Source organism: Daejeonella sp. JGW-45 (genome assembly GCF_029360805.1).
Taxonomy (GTDB): domain Bacteria; phylum Bacteroidota; class Bacteroidia; order Sphingobacteriales; family Sphingobacteriaceae; genus Daejeonella.
The window spans coordinates 445,991-470,274 of sequence record NZ_JARKNC010000010.1 but is presented as its reverse complement, the minus strand read 5'-3'; the positions used below and the strand labels follow the sequence as shown (position 1 = coordinate 470,274).

Sequence of the window (24,284 nt, the reverse complement as noted above, 5' to 3'; positions counted from 1 at the left end):
GCGAAAGTTCGACATCAATATCCAAGTTTGGTCAAAAGTGATGGACCCCCCGTGGTTGCATAGGCGATCCGTGAAGCATATTCTTCAATAATAGATCCCGGCAGACCATATGTTTCTTTCAGGACTTTGTGGCAATTACTCCTGAATTCAGAAAAAGCAGGTTTGCTTTTTCCGTTCTTTGCGGCTTTTACGACTTTGGCGCAAGGAGCTATCAGTTCCAGGGCCAACATATCAGCTTCGGTTTCCGCCTCGAACACCCGCATACTTTCAAAAGACCCATCACCCTTTTTTTCCAAAAGGTGTGTGTAAGGCTTTATTTCAATAGCGGTTAGTACGCCATCTATCCTCTCGGCAAGTGATGGTTCCCGATGACCATCTAAAACTTCCAGGATAGCTGTTCCTAGCTTCCCGATAGCACGATCTCGGGGTATCTTATAATCCAGAATAAAATGGCTGAGCTCATGCGCCAGGGTATATCTCCTTTCCTCTTCAGGATCGGTTGCATTTATAAAGATAAAGCCACAACTATTAGCGGTAAGGATGAATCCATGAATTTCACGATCGTCAATATCAATCGAGATAGGAATGTTTCGTTGGATAAGCCACTTTTCTATTTTTCTTAGGCTCAGTTCCGGTATGTCATCGACCACATCTACTGGAAGCGTTAAATACACCGCTCCCTTTATGTCTACCGGCTGAGTTTTACCTAACCCAGCCTTTTTCCAAAAATTACTAGCAATGTTTACGATATGAGGCTTAACAATCTGCATTAGTTTGACTTGTCATTATCATTATTCCGCTTTTTGTCGCGTGCAGCCATAAGGAAAGCAGGACTGACATTCTCGGAGAGTTTAAGAATATTAGCAACTCTTTTTATGATCTTGCTTAGCCCAAAAGGAGACACGCCAGTATGCTGGCTTATGTCATTGATTCTTGTACTGAAATCTTCTGCATATGCATCTGGAGTTTTACACAGGGATAGTCTTAGGTAATTCTCTTCCGAACAGTTTAGTTCCGAACATATAGCATTTGCCGAAACACTTTCCAGTTCCTGGTATTTTTTCAGATAATAAGCAATGAACCCGCTGTCATTAGCAAGCTTCTTATTTGCCATTTCAAACAGTTTTATTTTGTCGTTCATTGAAGTAGTTTTTTAAGTTTCGCTTCCACCCCGTGTCTTTCCAGAATTTTTTTGATCCGATCCTTGTGCTTTTTGACTTCTGCCTTTTGTTCCTCTGTAGTAAGCTCTCCAATCTCTAACACTTCGGCATATGGACCTGTTTCCCTCTCCCGGCTTAAAACCATCTTAGCAAGCGTAAGGTCCTGATCTGTTTTAAAGTGCAAACCCAGTTCTTGATCAACTGCCGCTATTGTTTCTTTATGAATTATTCTCTGATCGGTGGCGGTCTGATCCTTTTTCAGGCTATTCCAGAAATTTGCCTGAAGTTCGACACCATCAGGCAAATTTTCTTTTCCTTCCTGATCCTTTTCTCGCTCGATGTCGTTCTTGAGGTCGCGCTCAGCGGCCATTTCTAAGAATCTCTCCAAAGAACTTATCTGCGGGTTAAATGTGGCAGGATTGTTATAATATCCTAAGAATGCCTCATTGACTGCCGCTGGTATAGAATCATCATTTTTAGCAGCTAGCTTGGAGTACCAGCTTTTTAGTTTTCGAATGATGCTTTCCCCGTACAGGTCGTACAATTTTAGTAATGCTGTATCACTTCGGTCTGTGACCGCCTGATGCAATGCAAGTTCTTTAGGAGTAGCTTTTACTATTTTCATTGCTTAACAAAAGTCATCACAGCTTCTGTCCTCATACGTTTGCTCAGAACTGATTGCTCTCCCGCATTTGGAGGAGGCAGATAGCGTTTATTTTCCGGAATCTCCCGCTCTTCACTTTTAACAAGTTTCAGTCCGAACCTGCCGGCAGCTTCTTTGACAATACTAGTATTTTCGATATAAATTCCTTGCAGACAAGAGTTTCCTACGACAAATGTTGCTTTACATTCAGGTTTCAATACTCTAGCTGACTCTTTTAAGATATTATGAATGTCAAGTGCATAACGATAAACCATGTTGATCTTTTTAGGAGGCAGCTCTGTAATACCAGTTATATTTTTAGTGATTTCTTTTGCTATGCTAATATTTGATGATGCTTCTGGTGCTTTCTCTGAACCAACACTAGTACTCCTGATAGAAGACAATTCTCCTATGCTATGTCCAAGCCACACCAGTGATAATTTATGGCCCCTCATATAATCAAGTGCATTTAAGTACGGCGGCGATGTGATTATACAGTCAACAGAACTGCTTTTTAGACGCAATTTTCTCGCATCACCTTTTTTTACTTTTATAGTGCCCTCACGCGAATTATCATTCAATATCCTAGAAATCTTTCTGCACGATTTTTCATATTCTTTGAAGACATCAAAGTCATTCGTTTCCCTTACTCGATGTGGCCTACTATGTGAAACGTCGGCCGCCAATGAGGCTCCCCGAGTTTTAGTAATAATTAATCTACTCAGTGCAATTTTGTACAAGGAAGCATATCCGTATTTGTATTGGTTGACAATACAACTCAATTTCCTCAAATCGGTGATCTGTTTTGGTCCGAACCAAAAGCGTATAAAGTCCTTTGTATTATTATCATCGTCAATCCAAGGTAAGTGAATGGATGTTTCTGTTAGCCTATTTGCCTTAATCAGAATTTGATCAGTTTTTTGCAAAAAAAACTTTTCATTAATTGGGATCGTCCAGGCTTTGGCCATAAGCACAGATAAGGGATCTATATCAAAGCCAATACCATTATATCCTAATTCCGATATTGTCCGCAAAACTGTACCTGATCCAGTCATTGGATCCAGAATGATTGATTCTTTTGGCAATCCTTCCAATGCTTCAAAAGCAATTTCAGGAGCCATCCTGGCTGCAAATGGATGAATAGGTTTTAATTTAATGTTAGAACCAGTTTGGCTTGTTTCCACTATATAAAATGACTTAAATAAAATTCCCCATTCTTTTCTATAAGAGTGAATTTTTAAATAAAATTAAAAATTTAATTGATTCCCAGTATGTTACATGCTACAGTCTCTCTTTAGCCACACCGGACAGGTGTCAAGGCTATACAGAGCTGGAAGCTTATCATTTTATCGCATGCCCTGCTTTGACACCCGTCCGACTATCCGCTTCTGGCTGCTTACGCGATGAAAATGGATGACACTATTCAATTTATAATAAGCACAATGCTAACACATTTTGATCCAATGTTGCTGACAACTCTCAGTGAAATAGCTGTATCCTAATAATATTCTTTAATATACTCGTACGCCTTATTAAAAAGTTCTTCATCCTTAATTACATATTTTACCCACAAGATCTTTCTAAGTTCGCGTTTAACTTCCTTCTCACCGGTTGTGGAGTGTTGCCATCCATCAAAACGTACAATTCTTACGATTTCATCAATATCATTCACAATTCTTTCCACTATAGCTGGAGTTTTATCGGTTTTCATTTGAAGAAACAGTTCTGTTAAAGCGGTTTTGGCATTTTTTTGCTCCTCTTTAGAATCTGTATCTCTCTCCGCTTGCAATGTTTCTTTTGCGATCTGACAAAGTTCTTTTATAAAATCAATCGAATTAATTAATCCTCTTTCCGCTTTATCGCGGAGTTCTTCTAATCGTTCGCTTAATTCTTTGAACTGCAAAATGCCTTTATGCTTTGTCAGGCGGCTATTTAAAACTTTTACCAGTTTTTGGGCTTGTCTTGGATCTTTCTTATTCATTAAATCATCTATCACTTCCGCGTTCAAAATCATCTCCTCCATATCTGTTGTTATACCGGAAACAACGATGTGGTCATGTATAAGTTTGGTAGTTTGTGCTCCCAAAGCATGCCATAGCAACCTCCCATTATCGCTTGATGTTGGTTTAACAGAAGTATAAACCTGAGAAAGCCATTTATAGTCCTTTTGAAATTGATTTAATACCTCGTCTGGTGAAAGAGCCTCCCATAATTTTGATAACCCACTGAAATCTTTAGCAAAGGCATCCCGCTTTTCATTCGTATTAATACAATCCTGTGCTGCCTGTAGCCCTTCAAAGCCAATAATGCTTCTGTCTATATTAAAGAAATGGGATAAACATACTAGTACCAGTTCCGGAAGTTTGTCTCTTAACTCCTGTAAATTAGTAATAACGGCCTTTATTGATTCTTCGTCAAAGGCCAATGCTTTCGCAGTATTATCAAACACACCGAAATAATCTACTATTCTTCCGAATGTTTTATTTGGAAACAAACGATTAGTCCTACAAATTGCCTGTAAGAGGGTATGGTCTTTTAAGGATTTATCGAGGTACATAGTTTGCAAGATCGGCGAGTCAAAGCCCGTAAGCAGCTTCGCCGTAACAATAATGAACTTTAAAGGTGAATCAGGATCATTGAATTTCTCTACTACTTTTTCTTGCTGGTCTTTATCCATACCCCAACGTTGTTTAAACTCAAAACTGTCATTAGCAGAGGTACTGATGACCACTTCACTCGCTTCAGCAGGGAACCAGCTATCTAGTTCTTCTTTATATTGAATGCAGGCAAAACGGTCGGGTGTTACGATCATCGCCTTTAATCCTTCCGGTTCTACATGTCTTGTGTAATGTTCTGCAATATCTTTTACTATTGCTCTTACCCTTTCAGGAGATTTCAAAAACACGTTCATATTAGTTGCCTTTTGGCTTAATGTATTCCTGTCTTCGTCTCCTAAATCATTAGTAAGTTCCTTAAAAGCGGTGTCTAAATCTTCTTTACGGATATGATAATTGGGCAATCGGGGTTCAAAGTGCAAAGGCAGTGTTGCCTTATCGCGAATGCTCTCCTGGAAAGTATAACGGCTCATATAACCTGCGGCATCCTGTTCCGCACCAAAAGCCCAAAAAGTATTTTTGTCTGCCTTATTAATCGGTGTTCCGGTTAAACCAAATAAGAATGCATTGGGCAAAGCCGCCCTCATCTTTCTACCTAAATCTCCTTCCTGAGTACGATGTGCTTCATCCACCATCACAATGATATTATCCCGTTTGTTCATGTCGACATAAGCATCTTTGAACTTATGAATCATCGTGATAATGATTTTACGAGTATCAGCTTCTAATAAATCGTGAAGTTCTTTAATGCTGTCGGTGGTAAGCATATTTGGAACATCGGCAGTGTTGAATGTTGCGGTGATTTGTGTGTCCAAATCAATCCTGTCCACTACAATCATTACTGTAGGATTGCCTAATGCTTCGAGCTTACGAAGCTTTTGTGCGGCAAACAACATCAGTAGCGATTTACCTGAACCCTGAAAATGCCATATCAAACCCTTCTTTATTTTTCCTTCCAGCACTCTTTGTACTATTGCATTAGCTCCCTCATATTGCTGGTAACGACAAACTACTTTTATTTTTCTTTTTTGATTATTGGTTGCATAAACCGTGTAATGCTGTAATATGTCGAGCAGGGTAGATGGTTTAAGCAAATGAGTGAGCTGTTTGCCCACATCGTTTAGTCCGGCAAAATGTTCCAGTTCATCTTTTTCATTTTCCACCCGCCAAGGAGTCCAGTATTCCAATGGCGTACGAACGGCCCCAATAAATAATTCTTTTCCTTCAGTGGCAAATGATAAAATATTAGGTACAAATAACTGAGGAATAGCATTCTCATAAATAACATGAATATCGTGAGCACCATCAAGCCAACTTACTGCCGGCCTTACCGGTGTTTTGGCTTCACCTATTATTAATGGGATACCGTTAACATAACATACAATGTCCGGTATCTTGGTTTCTCTTGCCCTAATAGAAAGCTGATTAGAAAGTATATAAGAGTTATTCTTTTTGTTTTCAAAATCGATAAGGCGGATGGGAATATGATGTTCCTCATTACCAAAAGGTAAACTTACTTCTCCTCTTAACCATTTTGCAAATTCTTCATTGGCACGAACAAGGCCAATATTGTTTACGGTAATTAAAATAGCCCGGAGCTTATGTATTATTTCTTCGGCCCTTTCCGGCTTGGTTGCTATTTCAGGATTCAAACGACATAATGCATCTGTTAGCTCGTTCTCAAGCAGTACATCATCTACATTACGTTGCAATAATTCGCTTTGAAGATATTTCCATTTGACGGTGTCGTACTCAACAGGATCTTCTGCCACTATACCTGACTGCACCCCATTGAGATTTACACCGGTAAGTCGATGGATAATAAAATGTTCTACGCTGTTGAGTTCGTTGAAATTCATCCTAATAGTTCATTTAAAAGTTTTTGTTTAAGATGCTTCAAGATTTGTTTCTGGGTTTTAATTTGTTCTAATGTTTTTTGGAGTTGCTCAAATACTTCCAGTATTTTTTTCTGTGCCCGCAAGTCAGGTACAGCTATTTCTAAAATAGCTAAATCTTTCCATTTGGTTCTTGGCGAAAGAGAACCTGCTGAAGTGCTTACTGCGTGTTGTATGAAGGTGTCGGCAGAAATATAAAAGGGTAATAATCCTTGAAGCATTTTTTCGGATTTTGCTCTTATTACCAAAATATCGTTTGAGCAAATACCGTCAAAATTTGCGATAGCAACTTTGTTTAGATAGGCTCTTCTTTTACCAAATAATATATCCCCTTTTGTAAACCTCTTGGTAAACGTGGTTCCATTTGAAATTAAACCAAAGCCTTTGATCTGGAAATCTTCGGATTCAATATTTTCTAATCCCACAAACCGCTCAACCATTTTACTATGTTCAGGATATTTTTTATCACATTCTGCTATTTCATCAAAAGTCGTCAGATCGCAATTCCTAGCATTTAATAAATTTCCAAACTCAGGCTCTCTATTTAATAATCCGTCAACTAATCTCTTTTGCAGTGACCTTAAATCCTTTTCCTGTTGATCTGTTTGATCAATAGTAATTTCAATACATTGAAATAATTGAACTAATTGTTTTTGATCTTCAGCAGAGGGAAGTAGAAATCGATATTTTGAAAGCTGTGGCCATTTTAAATAAACGGACATTGTTCCCGCTGAATTTGCATTTACATATTCATAGAAATTATCAGTTAGCATAATATATGGCAAAATATCCTGTTGCAATTCCTTTTTAGCTTCTAGTGCCCAAATATGCGGAGAGCAAATGCCTGCAAAGTCGGCAATTGCAACTTTCCTTTGATACGCTCTTCTTTTTCCAAACAAAATCTGGCCAGCTTTAAATGTTCTAGAAAAAGTCGGCATTTCTTCACTTATCCAATTCTCAATTTTAAATTTACCCGTCTCAATGTGCTCGACACTTACATATCTTGCAGTATATCGTTTATCAGGATTGGTTTCATTAACTTCTATATGGTCAACATAATCACCATAAAAAACCTTCTTCCATTTTTCTTTATTCAACTTATTCATTCTATACCTAAATTTTTAAGCTTTTTGAATAAGTCATTAATATTTGAATTCATCTCCATCTGATTATTCCTAGCCAATTCCAGAAGGTGGTCAATTTCATGTCCGTCGTCATTGCTCGCTTGTTTTACAAAAAGTTGAATACTGAGATTCCCATGTAGTTCATTCAAAACAATTTCATTACTGACAACTTTTGCAAAACCCTGAACATCTTTAAACTTGTGAAATGTTTCAGAAATTTTTTTCAAGTGCTCGTCTTTTAAATAAGCTGTGCTTCGCTCAAGTCTAATTTCTTCTTTCGCATCTATAAAAATAATTTTCCCTTTCCGCTCCTTTGTCTTTTTCATTCTGCAAATCAGCAAGCAGCTTTCCATACTGCTATTATAAAATAGGTTTTTACCTAATCCGATCACTGCATCCACAAGGTCTGCCTCAATCATCTTTTTTCGCAATTCACTTTCAGAATCCCTAAATAAAACCCCATGCGGCCACAGCACTACGCATCTGCCGGTATCAGGTTTTAGACTTTTAATGATATGCTGCTGAAAAGCATAGTCTGCACATCCTTGTGGCGGTGTTCCCCATATATTTCGGCCAAATGGATCGTTCATCCATTTTTGCTGATTCCATCTTTTTATACTATAAGGCGGATTCGCCATAATGACCTCGAATTTTCTCAATTCATCGCTTTCTAGCAGTTGAGGATTATCCAATGTATCTCCCTGTACAATCTGAAACTCATCTACATTGTGCATATACATATTCATGCGTGCTATCGCAGATGTAATCAGGTTCAGTTCCTGACCGTATAATTTTAATGTACGATACTCTTTCTTTTGCTCTTTTAAATGTAATGCGCTATTCAGTAGAATACCACCACTTCCACATGTGGGGTCATAGACAGCTTCGCCAGGCTGCGGATCGGTAATCATAGTCATGAGTTTCACCACAGTTCGATTGGTATAAAATTCTGCAGCCGTATGCCCGCTATCGTCTGCAAATTTCTTAATTAAGTATTCGTATCCTTCACCCATAATATCATGAGGGACATTTTTTAAACTCAAATCCATTTTAGAAAAGTGTTCAATTAAATTAAGCATCTTTTCATCACTCATCCGTCTTTTATTTGTCCATTGGGCATCACCAAACACATCATGCAATTGCTCAAAATTGGCATTTTCTATTTTACGTAATGCGTTTTGTAAATGCTTGCCTACGTCCACAGATCTATTACGGATGTTTTTCCAATGGCACCCGGATGGAATATCAAACCAATGGTTTTCTCTGAATTCTGCATACGTGATATCTCCACCCGATTCCTGTAATGCAGCCTCATATTCCTCATCCCATACATCACTAATGCGTTTAAAAAAAAGTAAAGGAAATATATATTGTTTAAAGTCAGCGGCATCAATCATTCCCCTAAGAATATTTGCTGCACCCCATAAGTAAACTTCTAATTGTTTCTGTGTCATAATTTCATCTTCCTTAAGTGTCGTTGCACCTCTCTTTCTATTTTATCGAATTCCGGCAAATTCTGTATTTGCTCGCTCATAGAGCTTCTCCAGCGACCTTTATATTGTGGGAGCCGTTCCATTAACTTCTTATAGAAATCTGCAGGATCTAATCCTTTACTAGCACATTTCTTACTGAACTCCTGCAGGTAAAAATCTGGTTCCATTCCATGTTCTACCAATAAGTACCAGATATCATAAAAGTCCCTTGCTGCCATTCGCTGCATCACAGAACGAAGTTTTTCAATCAATACTTCTTCCAGTGGATAACATAAAAGGCTGTAGCCCTCCAAATCACTATAATCAATAAAGGCAGGTTTTGAGACAGGTTCAAATTCAAGTTTCTCGCTTCTTGAAATGTCTACTTTTACCCTTTTATTATTACCCTGGCCTCCCAATGGCCCTACATAGCTGATATAAAAGTTTATTCCGCTATCCTCATGCTCGTTATTGTCTATTATTTCGAGGGGAATATTTGCTTCATCCCTTATATATTCAAAAGCTTCTTTAAACCATGTGAATATTTGCTCGTTCGTTATATTGTCATCCAGAAGCGTGAAATCCAGATCTTCTGAAAAGCGGTAATTTTCGAAATAGATTTTCTTTAATACAGTCCCACCTTTAAATACAATAGTTTTCGAGAGTTGCGTATGTTGAGATATACCTTTGAGTATCCATGATAACACATAATCTTTTTCTATCTGTTGATCTCGAACCCCGGCTTCTCTTGCTTTTTGCTGTATTTCTCCTGGTTTAATCATGTGTAAATGGCGGACTTAATAGTTTCTGTTTCCAGATTTTGATAAATGCCCCACCTGCTTATCATTTTCCCTGACTTAGGTAATTCAGTGTCTAATAAAACATAGGATGCTGTTTTCCTTGCTAATAACTTCTCGATGATAGGATTATCAATATCTAATAGCTCTAAGAGAAAACCGAGCCTTTTGATCACTGCCTGTGACTTGAACCTATTTGCATATTCCAGTAGCTTATCAAATTTAATTTGAGGCGAGGAAGAGCTAAGTGCCCTTGCAATCTCAACAATCCCTCCGGCATAATCCGGCTTAAATAAACAGTCGATAATCGTTTTTTCAAGATCTGAACATTGTACTTTGTGGAAGTTGTCAATCCAAATCTTCTTCATGCCAAAGAAGTGATCAGGATTATGGTATACAAACTGAAAGGGAATGTTCTTAATTTTAATCACTGAAGGTCTAAGCTGCTTAGAAACAACGATCTGTTCCTTTAATGATGGTTGTGTAATAAGGTTATGAATTTGCAAAGCGGAATAGTAACCAATATAGTACTGAGCATCTTTTACGATAAATTCCGGTATCAAGTGCCAGTCAGGCATAAATGATTCAGCATCTTGTTCATAGGGTATGATATAATAAACACCCTCTTTTAAGCGCATTAGAAGCCCTCTTTTGGTCATGTCACTTAGTAGTTCTTTCACGGCACTTTCGCTAGATTCAGGAAGAGCATTAAAAGCCTCTGCATAACCAAAGCAGAACCTATCCTTTTCATTAAAATAGGATAGGAGTTCATTAGATTGTGTAGAGATATACTTGTTTCTCATAGCGACACGGTCAGGTTTAACCTGACTACAATGATATGAAATATAAATCACTTTTGTGAAAACTTGCAAAAATTGATAAGAGCTGTTATCCATTAGAAGCAAGAAAAATAATCCAATTCACCGCCTCCGCAAATTTAGCCATGCCGAACAGGCGTCAAGGCTATACAGAGCGGGCAATTTATAATTATTGTTCATCGGCTTGCCCGGCCTTGACACCCGTCCGGCTATCCGCTTCTGGCTGCTTACGCGATGAAAATGGCTTGGTGTGTTCAGCTTCGACAGGAACGGATAATCGGAAACTACCCGACTATCCGTTAAAAGAGACTTCTGTTATCTGTTTCGAGCCAGCTTTTTCCTGAGCATCTTCATATCCTCACTCACCTTAATATCCAGGATCTTCGCATAATGCTGGGTCGTTTTCAGATTCGTATGCCCCAGCATCTTGGAGACCGTTTCAATCGGTACACCATTGGATAGCGTTACTGTAGTCGCGAACGTGTGCCTGGCGATATGAAAAGTCAGCGTTTTAGTGATCCCGCAAGTGTCTGCGATCTCTTTCAGGTAACTGTTCATCTTCTGGTTGCTCAGCACCGGCAGAAGGGCGCCGTCCGCATCGCATTGGGGATGATCTTTGTATTTGTCCAGGATCTCCTGGGCCTGGCTTAGTAAAGGAATACGGGAAGAAGTGTCTGTCTTCTGTCGAGTAGTGAAGATCCAGGTCTCACCATCCACTCCAACGCCTATTTCTGAGCGCTTGAGCTTTTTTATGTCGATATATGCTAGCCCGGTATAACAGCAGAAAAGAAAAATATCTCGCACCTGGGCTATCCTTCCGATAGCGATTTCTTTAGTATGCATTCTCTCCAGTTCATCTTTGGTCAGGAAAACCCGCTCACCCGCCTTTGCTTTCGATTTATAATTAGCGAAAGGATTTTTAGGCAGCCAGCCATGTGCCAGGGCACTGTTGACGATCTTTTTCAGGTTTTTGATATACTTGGCACCTGATACGCCGCTGATCCCGCATTCGCTGCGGAGGTAGAAGTCAAAATCCGTAATAAAGGCATGATCCAGCTTGTACAGCTCGATATCCTCAGCTTTAAATTTCCAGCCGATAAAAGCGGTCAGGTGATTGACGGTAGTCCGGTAGCCTTTCAGCGTGTTCGGCTCAAAGCCATTGCCGAGCAAAGCTTCGATCCGGTCGTTATGCTCTTTAAAAACATCGAGCAGCATTTTCGACCGCTGCCTTTTCCTCCCGGTGAGCATATCCCGCAGGTTGTCGGCGGTGATCTCTTTCCCGGCTTCGGTGAGCAGGTGATGGCATCCGCTTAATTTTGCCTGCAAAGTGTCTAGAAAGGCATTTAGTGCCTTGGCATCCTCTTTTGTTCCCAGAGCTCTCCCGGCATGAGAGTTCCAGCGGGAAGCTTCCCATGTGCGTCCGGTAGATACCTCTGTACGCTGCCCGTTAACGCCGATCCTTAAAGAAATCGGCAATGGGCCTGTCTGATTTGGATTTCGCTTTTTAAGATAAAAAAGCACATTGAATGTGGTGAACATAATAAAACGGTTAAAAAGGTGAAACAAAACTACCCTTTGCCGCCGCGTCCTGCAAGATGTTTAATGGTTAAACATGTTGATTGTCAGGATATTATGTCATTTCTGGTGAACATTATTTTGTGTAAAAAGTGTTCACCGTATCGTTCACCAGAATTATGCGAATAATAGGCATATTTTGGCAAATCTTAAAAAACAAAAAAGCCTGCAATCGTTTGATTTGCAGGCTTTTAAGCGTTTTTGTTACTGTTTTTCGTAGCCCGTAGGGGAATCGAACCCCTGTTTCCAGAATGAAAATCTGGCGTCCTCACCCCTAGACGAACGGGCCATTTTGAGTCGTAAGTTTTACGTCGTACGTTGTACGTTGGCACGTACAACGTAATACTTATAACGTATTACTTCTCAGGTAGCGGGAGCCAGACTCGAACTGACGACCTTCGGGTTATGAGCCCGACGAGCTACCAACTGCTCCATCCCGCACTGTATTATGTTTTTAACGAGCTATAAGCTCGGTGGCAAAGGCCACATTCACGACAATTTTAAGCTTAAAGAACGTCCCTGTGTTGCTTTTAAATTGGACTGCAAAGATATATTTCGTTTCTTTGCAGTCCAAATAAATTTCAAAATAAATTTTACATGTCTCATAAAGCCGGATTTGTTAGTCTTGTCGGAAAGCCAAACGTAGGAAAATCCACGCTTATGAATGCTTTGGTTGGCGAAAAGCTTTCAATAGTCACTCCAAAGGCACAAACTACCCGTCACCGGATTTTGGGCATCGTGAACGAAGATGATTACCAGATCGTATTTTCTGATACACCCGGGATTATAAAACCGGTGTACGGAATGCAGGAATCTATGATGAGTTTCGTCAATGGATCCCTGGTCGATGCCGATATTATCCTGTTCGTCACTGACATCAATGAAAAATATGATGAGAACGACGTGCTCGAAAAGCTGGCTAAAACCACCTCCCCTATTGCGGTGGTTATCAACAAGATCGACAAGTCGCAGGAGGAGTATGTTAAGGAAAAGGTTGCCTACTGGGAAGAAACCTTAAAGCCAAAAGCTGTTTTTGCGGTATCGGCCCTGCACGACCATAATGTGCCCGCTGTTATGCAGTTCATTATGGATAACCTTCCTGAGCACCCGGCCTATTATGAAAAGGATGCCCTCACCGACCGCAACGAACGTTTCTTTGTTTCTGAGATCATCCGCGAGAAAGTATTTAAACTTTACGAAAAAGAGATCCCATACAGCACCGAGGTAATCATTACAGCCTTTAAAGAAGAACCCAAGCTCACCCGCATCAGTGCAGAAATTATTGTGGAACGTGATTCTCAAAAAAATATCATCATCGGCAAGGCAGGTGAAATGTTAAAGAAAGTAGGAACCTATGCCCGCAAGGATATGGAAGAGTTTTTGCAAAAGAAGGTCTTTCTCGAGATGTTCGTGAAAGTTATTCCGGATTGGAGGAACAGGAAGAATTATTTGAAGTCGTTCGGATACGAAGACTAGAGCAAGGAACAAAGAGCAAAGAACAAGGATAGATCCCGGTTCCTTAATAAATTATATCGAAAATAAACATTAGGAATGAACTTCAGAATCCTAGACTTTATGCAGTCTTTGCTCCTTGTTCTTTGTTCCTTTATCATATTACAATGAGTAACATAGTAGCAATAGTAGGCCGCCCCAACGTAGGTAAGTCGACATTATATAACCGGCTGACGGAAACGCGTAAAGCGATAGTTGATGACTATAGCGGTGTAACGCGTGACAGGCATTACGGAACTGCAGAATGGACTGATAGGAACTTTACAGTAATAGATACCGGCGGGTATGTGGCGCATTCTGACGACGTGTTTGAGACTGCTATACGCGAGCAGGTTATTATCGCGATCGAAGAGGCCACAGTTATTCTTTTCATGGTGGACGTAGTGACTGGCGTTACCGACCTGGACGATGATATCGCCAAGCTTCTGCGCCGCAGTAAAAAGCCAGTATTCGTAGTTGTTAACAAGGTAGACAATAACCAGCGTCTGAACGATGCAAGTATCTTCTACAGCCTTGGCCTGGGAGAGATCTATTCCTTGTCGGCCATGTCGGGTTCAGGCACAGGTGAGCTGCTCGACGAAGTCGTTAAGCACTTTGAAGATGAGCCAGAAAATGAGAACCAGCTGCCTAAATATGCGATCGTTGGCCGCCCGAACGTCGGGAAATCATCGCTGATCAATGCGCTGATCGGCAAAGAAAGAAATATTGTAACTCCTATTGCCGGCACAACACGCGATTCCATCCATATTCATTACAACCAGTTCGGTCATGAGTTCATGCTGATCGATACTGCTGGTTTGCGGAAGAAGACCAAGGTTAAGGAGAACATTGAGTTCTATTCGGTTATGCGGACTATCAAAGCTTTGGAAGAAGCCGACGTGATCATCCTGATGATCGACGCGGTAGAAGGGATCGAGTCGCAGGACATTAACATCTTCCACCTGGCCGAGAAAAACAAAAAGGGTGTGGTGATCCTGGTGAACAAATGGGATCTTATTGAAAAGAACACCAAGACTACCGGTGTGTTCGAAGAACAGATCAGGGATAAGATAGCTCCCTTCACTGACGTGCCGATCGTGTTTACATCGGTTGTAGAGAAACAGAGGATATATAAATCACTGGAAGCCGCATCGAAAGTTTATGAGAATAAACTTAAAAAGATACCAACATCAAAATTGAACGATGTGATGCTGCCGATCATTGAAAACTACCCACCACCTGCTGTTAAAGGGAAATATGTTAAGATCAAGTATGTAACACAGATCAACGGTTCATCTCCGATGTTTGCATTTTTTTGTAATTTGCCGCAATATATCAAGGAACCTTATAAGCGTTTTATTGAAAACAAACTCAGGGAGCACTTTGACTTTAGCGGGGTCCCGGTACAGATTTACTTCAGACAGAAATAATTTTTAACCTAAAAAACAATAAATATGAAAAAATTGATCTTTACCTTGTTCGCAGTAGCGATGGTTGCAGTTTCTTGTAACAGCGTCAAAAAAGAAGAAAAAGAAAAACAGGATTCTATCGCAGCAGCAGCTGCAGCTGATTCAATTTTAAATTCAGCTATGGCTGCCGATACGTTAAGTGTTGATTCATTAAATGCGGATAGCGCCGTAGTTGACACAACAAACAAATAAGCTATTTCAAAACTTCCAGCGACCGGGCGATGGCCTGGTCGCCAAAGTTTAAGGCTTTGTAATACCCTTCATCTCCAAAATAATACCGGGCGAATAGGGCCCTGATCTGGGCTTCGATCTCCTTTCTGGATAATTCTATTTGCTTTTCGTTTACCCTGACATTTTTTATTGCTGCCAGCTGAATGATCTTTTTGACATCGGGTTCTGTAAGCTTAAAGCTTTTCACCAGTTCTTCGGTAGAGCTAAACCTCAGGCCGTCCTTGACGAGATGGTTAAATACCATGTCGTTCATTACCCCTTTTGATGCCAGGGCGTGGTAAGTTCCGTTGTATCCGCTGGTATCTGCGGGAACATAAATATCAGGCATAATACCCCCGCCGCCGTAAAGTATCTTTCCGGATTTGGTGGTAAAGGTTTTCTTCTTATCATAAAGTGTATCAGCCAGGTTTTTGCCGTCCGACACAACCTCCCCGTTTTTATAGCGCTCGCCTACTTCGTTATAATAGGCATCATTTCCTTTTTTATAGGATTTTTGAATAGACCTTCCCGAGGCAGTATAATACCTGGCAATTGTAAGGTTAAGCGCAGACCCGTCGCCAAAATCGAACTGCTCCTGCACAAGACCCTTCCCAAAAGAACGGCGTCCTATGATCGTGCCACGTTCAAGGTCCTGCACTGCCCCGGCCACAATCTCACTGGCCGAAGCTGTGTTTTCATTGATCAGCACAACAAGCTTTCCGTCTTCAAAACTACCTTTTGAACTGGCAAAGTAATCCGTCCGTGGTTCATGCAGCCCTTGTGTATAAACGATGAGTTGACTATCCCCAAGGAATTCATCCGCCAGGCCGGTAGCAGCACTCAGATAGCCGCCGCCATTATCCCGAAGGTCGAGCACCAGGTATTTCATTCCCTGCCTTTGCAGCTTCTGCAGTTTTTCAAGGAAGTCTTCATCAGTTCGTGCACCAAACTTGCTGATCTTTATATAACCGGTCTGCTCGTTCAGCAGGTAAGCCGCATCTATACTGCTTATCGTTATTCTTTCGCGGAGTACACTGAAGTTCTTCCTGGTGGTATCTCGCTTTACCAGGATCTCTACCGGTGTGCCCTTTTTTCCCCGTATCTGCTCAACTACTTTTTTAGCCGTTATACGGATGCCTGATACCGGCTGCCTGTTTATCGCCAGGATTTTGTCGCCGTGCTTGAGACCAGCCTTATGCGCCGGCCCGCCTGGATTTACCGAGGTTATCAGCAAAGTATCGTTGAGGATATAATATTCGATGCCGATGCCGTCAAAATTACCGTCAAGATCTTCTGTGAGTTGACGGGCTTCTGTAGGCCCAAGATAAGCGGAGTGCGGATCCAGATGCCTTAAAATCTCCTGGATGGCCATATCCTGCACCGTATCGATCTTTACAGAATCGACATAATTATCATTGATGATCTTGATGACCTGCTCTACTTTACCCGCACGGTTCCCCAAACCAAACGGCAGGAAAGAGCCGTTCCTGGAATTCCGGTCCTCGGTTGCAAGTTTAGGCCCCAGGAAGAGCCCAGCCACCAATACAGCGGTATAGCCTGCGGCCACCCATAAATTTTTCCTGGTAAAAGATCCCATTTGATTTACTACGAAAACAGAACGTAAAGTTACTAGCTTAATGTGCGTTTAACACTATCTTTGCACCATATTATTCAAATATTCTTACATTCTTTACGTTTTTCTGATCAAATCGGTTGATGAATGTATATTAGCTCTATTAATATTTTAAGCTATTGGATAATATTCCGATTTTAGCGACATTAATTTTAGAAAATGAAAAGAACGACCGAGGCGGATTCAAATTATAATGATCTTGAAAAAATGTCTGTTGCAGAATTGCTGCACGGAATAAATAAGGAAGATACTACAGTACCCTATGCAGTAGCAAAGGTTATACCAGCTATTGAAACGGTAGTGAATGTGATCGTAGAGAAGATCAGCAACGGGGGACGTCTGTTCTATATAGGTGCAGGTACCAGCGGCCGGCTGGGTGTGCTCGACGCATCGGAATGCCCTCCTACTTACGGCGTACCTTTTGATATGGTCATAGGGATTATAGCCGGTGGTGATACTGCGATCAGAAAAGCAGTTGAAAATGCAGAAGATAATATGGAACAGGCGTGGACGGATCTTCAGCAGTACAACATTAATAAAAAAGATGTTGTAGTCGGTATTGCAGCATCGGGAACCACCCCTTATGTTATCGGCGGGTTACGCAAAGCCAATGAAGAAGGCCTGGAAACCGCATGTATCGTCTGCAATGAAAACAGCGCCATCGCTGCTGAAGCGAGGTATCCCATAGAGGTTGTAGTCGGACCTGAGTTTGTAACCGGCTCAACCAGGATGAAGTCCGGAACGGCCCAGAAACTTGTGCTTAACATGATCAGTACCGCTACCATGATCCGGCTCGGAAGGGTAAAGGGGAATAAGATGGTTGATATGCAGATGACTAACAATAAACTTGTTGGGCGTGCCGTAAACATGGTAATGCAATCAACCAACCTGGACCAGGAAACCGCTCAGCAATTGCTGGATAAATATGGAAGTGTTCGCAAGGCCATAGATAATGCGCCTAAAAATAACATGGATCTTGCATAAGAACAACTTAGCTTTCTTCGTTCAGGAGTAAAAGGCAATGCATGATATAGAACCATATTACAGGTGGCGTGATGACTACATTGCGGCTGAAGATCCCCGTTCGCCTTTCTTCGACACGAAGTACAATGAGTTTGAATTCGATAAGCAGATCTACAATTATCTTATTCATCCGCAATGGGATTTCTTTGGCTCCCAGACATTGTATTTAAAAGTTCTTTATGTGGATTACGACCGGGGTTATACAGTCATTGAATTTATTGGCGAATGGAATGACGCACTGAATAATGACATCATGACCCTGAAGCGCGAAATTCTCGACCTGATGGTGACCGATGGGATTACGAAGTTCATCCTTATCGGAGAGAATGTCCTGAACTTTCACTCGTCAGACGACTGCTATTATGAAGAATGGTTCCAGGACGCTGATGAGGGCTGGATTGCGGGGATCAACTTCCGGGAACATGTTATCAGTGAGTTCAAGCGTAATAATATTGATTACTATATCAATTTCGGCGGCAAGCTCGACGAAATGAACTGGAGGAATGTAAAACCCCTGCAGTTATTCAAAAATGTGGAGCAAGAGTTGGGTAAAAGGTTAAATTGAGTTAATTTCGATAAATTTAGAAAAATCAGAATCATGTCAGAGATCAGAGACAGCTACCAGTGGAGCCAAAACCATTCTATGCGCGAAGGAGGAATAACTTCCAGCAATTTCCTTCCCAATGTTTTCCTGTGGATGTTCATTGCTTTAGGGCTTTCTGCAGGCTTCGCCTATTTCTTTTCTACGGATGCAGCCCTGCTGAGCTTACTCGTTGACCCGGTTAGCGGTAGCAGGACCGGTCTGGGTACAATAGCTATGTTTGCACCTCTTGCCTTTGTTCTTCTCATGTCTTTCGGCCTGAACCGGCTTTCATTTCCCATGCTGGCGCTAGTATTCGTACTTTATTCTGCGGCAACCGGAATTAGTTTGAGCTATATCCTGTTAGTGTACACCTCTGCTTCTGTAATCGGGTGTTTTATCTCGGCATCAGTCCTCTTTGCAGTAATGGCAGTAGCCGGCTATACAACAAAAACAGACCTCACCAAATTCGGCGCTATCCTGATGATGGCCCTGGTGGGAATCATTATAGCAAGCGTTGTCAATTTCTTCCTGGGCAGCAGCCAGTTAGATTATATTATCAGCTTCATTGGAGTAGCTCTGTTTGTAGGCCTCACGGCTTACGACATGCAGCGCCTCAAACGCATCGCTGCCGGTATCGAGTATGGCGATGCATCGGCCAGCAAAATGGTGATCATGGGAGCCTTGACGCTTTACCTTGACTTCATTAATTTGTTTATCATGCTGCTCCGTCTTTTTGGAGGACGGAAGTAGTTAGGCACTTGCATTTCACCAAAAAATCACCCACCTTTGCATTGCTTATTCAGAAAGACGGAGGGATTAGACCCTGCGAAGTCTTAGCAACCTGTGCTAACAAGGTGCTACATTCTATCCGCCTCCGGCGGAACAGATAAGTGAAAGTCAAAGCATACCGACTTTTCGAAGATAAGCTTTTGAGATACGAAAGACGAGAGATGAGATTGACACAGCGGACTTTGAAAGCTGGTCACCTGTCTTCTCGCTTCTTATGTTTTGTATCTCGTATCAAAATATAGTATGAGCATTAGAGAAGAACTACAAAAACGCATTTTGGTTATTGATGGTGCAATGGGTACCATGATCCAGGCTTATCAGCTAACGGAAGAAGATTTTCGCGGAGAGAGGTTTAAAGACCATCCCTGCGATGTAAGGGGCAATAATGACCTTCTGAATATAACCCGCCCGGACGTTATTAAGGCTATTCATGCCAAATATCTTGAAGCGGGAGCAGACATTATAGAAACAAACACGTTCAGCACGCAGCGCATTTCTATGGCCGACTATCAGATGGAAGACCTTTCCTACGAGATGAGCTATGAGGGCGCACGGATTGCAAAAGAAGTTGCACAGGAATTCACATTAAAGAACCCAGACAAGCCACGTTTCGTTGCAGGAGCATTAGGCCCCACTACGAAAATGGCTTCCATGTCGCCCGACGTAAATGACCCCGGCTTCCGTGCCGTGACGTTTGACGAATTGGTTGATGCTTATTATGAGCAGATCAAGGGTCTGGTTGACGGAGGAGCTGATGTACTTCTTTTCGAAACTATCACAGATACCCTGATCACTAAGGCTGCACTGTTTGCTGCTAAAAACTACGAGAACGAGATTGGCAGAAAGATAGAAATCATGATCTCAGGCACAATCACCGATGCCAGCGGCCGTACCCTGTCCGGACAAACAGTTGAAGCTTTTTTAAATTCACTGACACATGCAAACCTGCTAAGTATAGGGTTAAACTGTGCTTTGGGTGCAAAAGACATGCGCCCTCATATTGAAGAGTTATCTCAGAAGGCCGGATGTTATATTTCAGCTTATCCAAACGCGGGCCTTCCGAACGAGTTCGGGGCTTATGATGAGTTGCCGCATGAAACTGCCCACCTGGTGGAAGATTTCATGGCAAATGGATTCGTAAATATCGTTGGCGGCTGCTGCGGAACAACCCCGGAACATATCCGGAAGATCGCTGAAAAAGCAGCAACGTTCCCTCCGCGTGTCCCTCCGACACCGGAACCTTTCCTTCGTCTTAGCGGACTGGAAGCGGTTACCCTCACTCCTGAAACCAACTTTGCGAACATTGGGGAGCGGACTAATATCACCGGATCACCGAAATTCTCAAAACTCATATTAAACGGTGAATTTGAAGAAGCACTTTCTGTTGCCCGTCAGCAAGTAGAGGGCGGTGCTCAGGTCATCGATATCAATATGGACGAAGGGATGATCGATTCCGAAGCCGCTATGGTGAAGTTCCTGAACCTGATCGCTTCCGAGCCTGATATCTCAAAACTCCCCATCATGGTCGATTCTTCGAAATGGACGGTCATCGAAGCGGGGCTGAAGTGCTTACAGGGCAAGGGGATAGTAAACTCAATTTCTTTAAAGGAAGGCGAAGAAGCCTTTAAAACTTCAGCTAGAAAAATAGCTCAGTACGGAGCAGCAGTAGTGGTAATGGCCTTTGATGAAGAGGGTCAGGCGGATTCACTGGAACGAAGAAAAGAGATCTGTAAACGTTCTTACGACATCCTGGTAAACGAAGTCAACTTCCCGCCGCAGGATATCATTTTTGACCCTAATATCCTTACGGTAGCTACCGGACTGGAAGAACATAACAACTACGCCGTAGATTTTATTGAAGCAACGAGATGGATTAAACAGAACCTGCCTCTTGCTAAAGTAAGCGGTGGTGTAAGTAACATCTCATTCTCTTTCAGAGGCAATAATACGGTTCGTGAAGCCATGCATTCGGCATTCCTTTACCATGCGATTAAGGCAGGCCTGGATATGGGTATCGTGAACGCGGGCATGCTCGAGGTTTATGAAGAGATCCCCAAGGACCTTCTTGAACTGGTTGAGGATGTTCTTTTAAACCGCCGGCCGGACGCTACTGAGCGACTGGTAGAGTTTGCTGAAACCATTAAAACCAAGGGCAAGGTGATGGTGAAGGACGAGGAGTGGCGTAAGGGAACTGTGGAAGAACGGCTTTCACACTCGCTGGTTAAAGGTATTATCGACTACCTTGACGATGATGTTGAAGAGGCCAGGCAGAAATATCCTAAGCCGCTGGAAGTCATAGAAGGACCGCTAATGGATGGCATGGGCATTGTTGGCGACCTGTTCGGCCAGGGCAAGATGTTCCTTCCGCAGGTAGTGAAATCTGCCCGGGTAATGAAAAAGGCCGTAGCCTACCTTCTGCCGTTTATCGAACAGGAAAAGCTTGATAATGTGGACAGCAGCCAGCGTAAGAACGCCGGAAAAATACTATTGGCGACTGTTAAAGGGGATGTTCACGATATCGGAAAGAATATCGTGGGTGTTGTTCTTGCCTGTAATAATTTCGAGGTCATAGACCTGGGAGTAATGGTTCCAGCTCAAAAGATCATCGAAACAGCAAGGGCAGAAAATGTCGATATTATTGGCCTTAGCGGACTGATTACTCCCTCCCTGGACGAAATGGTTCACTTTGCAAAAGAGATGGAACGTGAAGGATTTAAAATTCCCCTGATCATCGGTGGTGCAACTACTTCCCGCATACATGCAGCTGTAAAAGTTGCTCCTAACTACTCCGGCGCAACTGTCCATGTTCTTGATGCTTCAAGAAGTGTTACCGTTTGCAGTACCCTGATGAGCGATGAAAATAAAGAAGAATACATTTCCACCATTCATAACGAATACACTAAAGCACGGGAAGCTCACTTAAGCAAGAAATCTGATAAGCGCTTTAAAAGCATCGCCGATGCAAGAGCCGACCGTTTCCGGATTGATCTTAACGGATCAATAGCCCCGAAGCCGGCATTTACAGGCACAAAGATATTTGCTGATTTCTCGCTGGATGAACTGGTTCCGTATATTGACTGGACTCCATTCTTCCATACCTGGGAACTGAGGGGCAGCTTCCCTAAGATTTTCGATGATAAGTTTGTGGGGGTTGAGGCGAAGAAGCTGTATGACGAAGCGAGGACTTTACTTGACAAACTCCTCAAAGACAAGTCCCTGCGCGCGAACGGCGTAATAGGCTTCTGGCCTGCAAATTCTGTAGGTGACGATATTGAACTTTATACGGACGATACAAGAACGAAAGTTTATAAAACTATTCATACACTTCGCCAGCAGGCTGAAAAACCTGAGGGGGAACCATATTATGCCCTGGCCGATTTTGTTGCTCCTAAAGAATCGGGCATACCTGATTATTGGGGCGGTTTTGCCGTAACTGCGGGAATTGGTGTGGATGAACTCGTCGCTCAGTATGAGAAGAACTATGATGATTACAACAGTATCATGGTTAAGGCCCTTGCCGATCGCCTGGCGGAAGCTTTTGCAGAAAGGATGCACGAAATGGTCCGTAAAGAATACTGGGCTTATTCGAAAGACGAAGCACTTTCCAATGAGGAACTGATAAAAGAAAAGTATGCTGGAATACGCCCTGCACCAGGCTATCCTGCCTGCCCCGATCACACCGAAAAAGCGACCCTGTTTGAAATCCTGGATGCAGAAAATGCCACCGGCATCTACCTTACAGAAAGTTATGCAATGTATCCCACTGCAGCTGTAAGCGGCTTCTATTTCGCCCACCCGCAATCCCGCTACTTTGGTCTCGGTAAGATAGAGAAAGACCAGGTCGAGGAATATGCGGTTAGGAAAGGAATGCCATTAGAGGATGTGGAAAGATGGCTGAGTCCAAACCTTAGTTACTAGCTGACAGAGCAATCCAGATAAATATTTTATCAAATTTATTTGGATTGCTTCTAAATAATGTGATCTTTGTACTCTCATGTCAGAACAGCATATTATCACAGCCGATTTAATAGAAGTATTCATTACTTCCAGGGGTGGCATCTATCAATCTGATGTTGAGAATTGCCTCTATCTTAATTTCTCAGGTAAAACGTCGCGGCTTAGTTTTTCTTCGTTAAACGATTTGAAGAAGATTATAGACAAAGTGGACCTGGGCCATATGTGTACGCTTATAGAGCATGCAGATATCGAGATCATCCTGATCAAGGATAATTGTTTTGTACTTTCCGGCCTTGAAATTATCTATCTTAAAGAGATTCTTGACGGTGCTTTCGCCATGTTCGGCTTAAATCACATCATTACCGATTGCCTTGACCGCCTGGTCATGTCTTAATTTAGATTAACTACATATTACTTTTAATCAACTTATCTGCAACTTATTATCTTTAGTTTTGTTTATACACAAAAAGATAACTGGTTATGAAAGATTTGATGCGTATAAAAAGCCTTCTGTCTACTGAAATAGAGGCTCTGTTAAATCAGCAGGTTAAAAAGGAAGCCCACTCTTCATCTATATATTTATCAATGGCATCCTGGTGCGACCGCAATGGTTTCGACGGGTCGGCAGATTTTTTCTTCAAACAGTCGAATGAAGAAAGAGAGCACCAGCTGAAAATTTACAAGTACATTCTGGATATGGGAGGAACCTCAGTTTCTCCTGAAGTCACCAATATAAAAAACGATTGGAGCACATTCCGCGAAGTATTTGAAGATGCCCTTGACCAGGAGATCGCCATTACTCAGTCTTTTAAGAATATAGTTGCAAGGTGCCATAAAGAGCAGGACTATGTAACCCTTGAGTTCCTTAACTGGTTCCTGAGAGAACAACGCGAAGAAGAATACGTGGCACGCCGGGCCCTCGAACTGTTCGAGGTTATCGGAGAACAGGGCACAGGCTACTGGGATATTGATAAGAACATCGGGAATATTAAATATTCTGCTGAATAAAAAGCAAAAGGCTGTCCGAAAC

General features: G+C 41.9%; 20 protein-coding genes, 2 tRNA genes and 1 riboswitch. Of the genes, 9 read left to right on the top strand and 13 right to left on the bottom strand.

Translation table 11 applies throughout. The features are described 5' to 3' along the window. Positions 1-14: 14 nt before the first annotated feature. The 12 genes from P2W76_RS15635 to P2W76_RS15580 form a co-directional block, all read right to left on the bottom strand. Entirely contained in the window at positions 15-770 is a 756-nt protein-coding gene (locus tag P2W76_RS15635; protein ID WP_276348834.1) for an ImmA/IrrE family metallo-endopeptidase, read from the bottom strand. Next, entirely contained in the window at positions 770-1,141 is a 372-nt protein-coding gene (locus tag P2W76_RS15630; RefSeq protein WP_276348833.1) for a hypothetical protein, read from the bottom strand. Before P2W76_RS15630 ends, P2W76_RS15635 begins: the two co-directional genes overlap by 1 nt. Next, a complete protein-coding gene (locus tag P2W76_RS15625) occupies positions 1,138-1,785 on the bottom strand; it encodes a hypothetical protein (protein ID WP_276348832.1) in 648 nt (215 codons plus the stop codon). Before P2W76_RS15625 ends, P2W76_RS15630 begins: the two co-directional genes overlap by 4 nt. Continuing rightward, a complete protein-coding gene (locus P2W76_RS15620; protein WP_276348831.1) occupies positions 1,782-2,987 on the bottom strand; it encodes a hypothetical protein in 1,206 nt (401 codons plus the stop codon). Before P2W76_RS15620 ends, P2W76_RS15625 begins: the two co-directional genes overlap by 4 nt. A 314-nt stretch (positions 2,988-3,301) precedes the next feature. Then, positions 3,302-6,277, bottom strand: coding sequence for a type I restriction endonuclease subunit R (locus P2W76_RS15615; protein ID WP_276348830.1), 2,976 nt, complete (start codon positions 6,275-6,277; stop codon positions 3,302-3,304). After that, entirely contained in the window at positions 6,274-7,419 is a 1,146-nt protein-coding gene (locus tag P2W76_RS15610; RefSeq protein WP_276348829.1) for a restriction endonuclease subunit S, read from the bottom strand. The genes P2W76_RS15615 and P2W76_RS15610 overlap by 4 nt, the downstream gene beginning before the upstream one ends. Beyond that, a complete protein-coding gene (locus P2W76_RS15605; RefSeq protein ID WP_276348828.1) occupies positions 7,416-8,891 on the bottom strand; it encodes a class I SAM-dependent DNA methyltransferase in 1,476 nt (491 codons plus the stop codon). The genes P2W76_RS15610 and P2W76_RS15605 overlap by 4 nt, the downstream gene beginning before the upstream one ends. Beyond that, positions 8,888-9,691, bottom strand: a complete 804-nt coding sequence (locus tag P2W76_RS15600; protein ID WP_276348827.1) for a nucleotidyl transferase AbiEii/AbiGii toxin family protein — start codon at positions 9,689-9,691, stop codon at positions 8,888-8,890. The genes P2W76_RS15605 and P2W76_RS15600 overlap by 4 nt, the downstream gene beginning before the upstream one ends. Then, on the bottom strand, positions 9,688-10,509 hold the full coding sequence (locus tag P2W76_RS15595; protein WP_276348826.1) for a type IV toxin-antitoxin system AbiEi family antitoxin: 822 nt from the start codon (positions 10,507-10,509) through the stop codon (positions 9,688-9,690). The genes P2W76_RS15600 and P2W76_RS15595 overlap by 4 nt, the downstream gene beginning before the upstream one ends. 330 nt (positions 10,510-10,839) lie before the next feature. After that, positions 10,840-12,063: a site-specific integrase gene (locus tag P2W76_RS15590; protein WP_276348825.1), complete on the bottom strand. Its 1,224-nt coding sequence runs from the start codon at positions 12,061-12,063 to the stop codon at positions 10,840-10,842. A gap of 253 nt (positions 12,064-12,316) precedes the next feature. Then, positions 12,317-12,388, bottom strand: a tRNA-Glu gene (locus P2W76_RS15585). A 79-nt stretch (positions 12,389-12,467) separates the two neighbouring features. Then, positions 12,468-12,540, bottom strand: a tRNA-Met gene (locus P2W76_RS15580). Between the two features lie 156 nt (positions 12,541-12,696). Here P2W76_RS15580 and era point away from each other — a divergent pair. The 3 genes from era (at position 12,697) to P2W76_RS15565 (ending at position 15,251) form a co-directional block, all read left to right on the top strand. Then, positions 12,697-13,575, top strand: a complete 879-nt coding sequence (gene era / locus P2W76_RS15575; RefSeq protein WP_276348824.1) for a GTPase Era — start codon at positions 12,697-12,699, stop codon at positions 13,573-13,575. Between the two features lie 143 nt (positions 13,576-13,718). Continuing rightward, positions 13,719-15,020, top strand: coding sequence for a ribosome biogenesis GTPase Der (gene der / locus P2W76_RS15570; protein ID WP_276348823.1), 1,302 nt, complete (start codon positions 13,719-13,721; stop codon positions 15,018-15,020). Positions 15,021-15,044: 24 nt separating this feature from the next. Continuing rightward, positions 15,045-15,251, top strand: coding sequence for a hypothetical protein (locus P2W76_RS15565; RefSeq protein WP_276348822.1), 207 nt, complete (start codon positions 15,045-15,047; stop codon positions 15,249-15,251). A gap of 1 nt (position 15,252) precedes the next feature. On the opposite strand, the gene P2W76_RS15560 is transcribed toward P2W76_RS15565, so the two are convergent. Continuing rightward, positions 15,253-16,866 (bottom strand): S41 family peptidase, encoded by a 1,614-nt coding sequence (locus P2W76_RS15560; protein ID WP_276348821.1) that lies wholly within the window; start codon positions 16,864-16,866, stop codon positions 15,253-15,255. A gap of 195 nt (positions 16,867-17,061) precedes the next feature. Here P2W76_RS15560 and murQ point away from each other — a divergent pair, with 195 nt between their 5' ends. The 6 genes from murQ (at position 17,062) to P2W76_RS15530 (ending at position 24,262) form a co-directional block, all read left to right on the top strand. Next, complete coding sequence (gene murQ, locus P2W76_RS15555; RefSeq protein WP_276348820.1) at positions 17,062-17,886, top strand: N-acetylmuramic acid 6-phosphate etherase; 825 nt, start codon at positions 17,062-17,064, stop codon at positions 17,884-17,886. Positions 17,887-17,923: 37 nt separating this feature from the next. Further along, positions 17,924-18,490: a hypothetical protein gene (locus tag P2W76_RS15550; protein ID WP_276348819.1), complete on the top strand. Its 567-nt coding sequence runs from the start codon at positions 17,924-17,926 to the stop codon at positions 18,488-18,490. Between the two features lie 33 nt (positions 18,491-18,523). Then, on the top strand, positions 18,524-19,258 hold the full coding sequence (locus P2W76_RS15545) for a Bax inhibitor-1/YccA family protein (RefSeq protein ID WP_276348818.1): 735 nt from the start codon (positions 18,524-18,526) through the stop codon (positions 19,256-19,258). 42 nt (positions 19,259-19,300) lie between these two features. After that, positions 19,301-19,401: riboswitch (SAM riboswitch) on the top strand. A gap of 139 nt (positions 19,402-19,540) precedes the next feature. After that, complete coding sequence (gene metH / locus P2W76_RS15540; protein ID WP_276348817.1) at positions 19,541-23,215, top strand: methionine synthase; 3,675 nt, start codon at positions 19,541-19,543, stop codon at positions 23,213-23,215. Between the two features lie 76 nt (positions 23,216-23,291). Continuing rightward, on the top strand, positions 23,292-23,648 hold the full coding sequence (locus P2W76_RS15535; RefSeq protein ID WP_276348816.1) for a hypothetical protein: 357 nt from the start codon (positions 23,292-23,294) through the stop codon (positions 23,646-23,648). An 86-nt stretch (positions 23,649-23,734) separates the two neighbouring features. Continuing rightward, the gene (locus P2W76_RS15530; RefSeq protein WP_276348815.1) at positions 23,735-24,262 is read left to right on the top strand and encodes a ferritin; all 528 of its coding nucleotides are present in this window, start codon (positions 23,735-23,737) and stop codon (positions 24,260-24,262) included. The last annotated feature ends 22 nt before the right edge of the window (positions 24,263-24,284 follow it).

Coding starts and splice junctions, on each gene's coding strand:
- P2W76_RS15635 (WP_276348834.1), bottom strand. CDS start 770: ATGCAGATTGTTAAGCCTCATATCGTAAACATTGCTAGTAATTTTTGG.
- P2W76_RS15630 (WP_276348833.1), bottom strand. CDS start 1,141: ATGAACGACAAAATAAAACTGTTTGAAATGGCAAATAAGAAGCTTGCT.
- P2W76_RS15625 (WP_276348832.1), bottom strand. CDS start 1,785: ATGAAAATAGTAAAAGCTACTCCTAAAGAACTTGCATTGCATCAGGCG.
- P2W76_RS15615 (WP_276348830.1), bottom strand. CDS start 6,277: ATGAATTTCAACGAACTCAACAGCGTAGAACATTTTATTATCCATCGA.
- P2W76_RS15610 (WP_276348829.1), bottom strand. CDS start 7,419: ATGAATAAGTTGAATAAAGAAAAATGGAAGAAGGTTTTTTATGGTGAT.
- P2W76_RS15605 (WP_276348828.1), bottom strand. CDS start 8,891: ATGACACAGAAACAATTAGAAGTTTACTTATGGGGTGCAGCAAATATT.
- P2W76_RS15600 (WP_276348827.1), bottom strand. CDS start 9,691: ATGATTAAACCAGGAGAAATACAGCAAAAAGCAAGAGAAGCCGGGGTT.
- P2W76_RS15595 (WP_276348826.1), bottom strand. CDS start 10,509: ATGAGAAACAAGTATATCTCTACACAATCTAATGAACTCCTATCCTAT.
- P2W76_RS15590 (WP_276348825.1), bottom strand. CDS start 12,063: ATGTTCACCACATTCAATGTGCTTTTTTATCTTAAAAAGCGAAATCCA.
- era (WP_276348824.1), top strand. CDS start 12,697: ATGTCTCATAAAGCCGGATTTGTTAGTCTTGTCGGAAAGCCAAACGTA.
- der (WP_276348823.1), top strand. CDS start 13,719: ATGAGTAACATAGTAGCAATAGTAGGCCGCCCCAACGTAGGTAAGTCG.
- P2W76_RS15565 (WP_276348822.1), top strand. CDS start 15,045: ATGAAAAAATTGATCTTTACCTTGTTCGCAGTAGCGATGGTTGCAGTT.
- P2W76_RS15560 (WP_276348821.1), bottom strand. CDS start 16,866: ATGGGATCTTTTACCAGGAAAAATTTATGGGTGGCCGCAGGCTATACC.
- murQ (WP_276348820.1), top strand. CDS start 17,062: ATGAAAAGAACGACCGAGGCGGATTCAAATTATAATGATCTTGAAAAA.
- P2W76_RS15550 (WP_276348819.1), top strand. CDS start 17,924: ATGCATGATATAGAACCATATTACAGGTGGCGTGATGACTACATTGCG.
- P2W76_RS15545 (WP_276348818.1), top strand. CDS start 18,524: ATGTCAGAGATCAGAGACAGCTACCAGTGGAGCCAAAACCATTCTATG.
- metH (WP_276348817.1), top strand. CDS start 19,541: ATGAGCATTAGAGAAGAACTACAAAAACGCATTTTGGTTATTGATGGT.
- P2W76_RS15535 (WP_276348816.1), top strand. CDS start 23,292: ATGTCAGAACAGCATATTATCACAGCCGATTTAATAGAAGTATTCATT.
- P2W76_RS15530 (WP_276348815.1), top strand. CDS start 23,735: ATGAAAGATTTGATGCGTATAAAAAGCCTTCTGTCTACTGAAATAGAG.